The organism is Ruegeria sp. CDSA141 (assembly GCF_059612005.1).
On the sequence record NZ_JBXWPT010000059.1, the window covers coordinates 1 to 834 of the forward strand.

The following is an 834-nucleotide window of genomic DNA, read 5'->3' on the forward strand; positions in this document are numbered from 1 at the left end:
GATCTGGGCAAATACTGGGTTGCCTATTGGGACATGTATGAATACCCGGAAAACCTGCCGCCTTATTCATTGGGTGTCGAAGACCTGTGGTGGATCAACGCCGAGCAGGAAGCCCAGTTGAAATCCTCCGGCGCCTTGAGGTAATCCGCCCAAATGGGAGCATATATTCTAAGACGCCTGCTGCTGGTCATTCCCACACTGCTGGGAATCATGATCGTCAACTTCACCCTTGTGCAGTTTGTGCCAGGCGGCCCGATTGAACAGATCATCGCCCAGATGGAGGGTGGTGGAGATGTATTTGAAGGTATCGCTGGCGGTGGTGGCGATATTGAGCAGCAGACCGGCGGCACAAATGACCGCTATATCGGCGGGCGTGGCTTGCCGCCTGAATTCATCGAAGAACTGGAAAAAGAATTCGGGTTCGACAAACCGCCCTTGGAACGGTTTCTGAATATGATGGGTAATTACCTGACTCTGGATTTTGGCGAGAGCTATTTCCGGTCGATCAGTGTGACCGATCTGGTGCTGGAAAAGATGCCGGTGTCTATTTCGCTGGGGCTTTGGTCGACGCTGATTGCCTATCTGGTGTCGATCCCTCTGGGTATTCGCAAGGCGATCAGGGACGGATCAAGCTTTGACACCTGGACCAGTGGCGCCATCATCGTGGCCTATGCCATCCCGGGATTTCTGTTCGCCATTTTGCTGCTGGTGCTATTTGCCGGTGGGTCCTATTGGCAGATCTTTCCGTTGCGGGGGCTTACCTCGGACAACTGGGACAGCCTGAGTGTATTTGGCAAGATTGCCGATTACTTCTGGCATATCGCGTTGCCGATC

1 protein-coding gene is annotated in these 834 nt (G+C 53.6%); it reads left to right on the forward strand.

Annotated features, from left to right (window positions below):
* Positions 1 to 153 precede the first annotated feature (153 nt).
* On the forward strand, positions 154 to 834 hold a 681-nt coding region (locus AC2FLP_RS22115), incomplete at its 3' end, for an ABC transporter permease family protein (protein ID WP_496710081.1).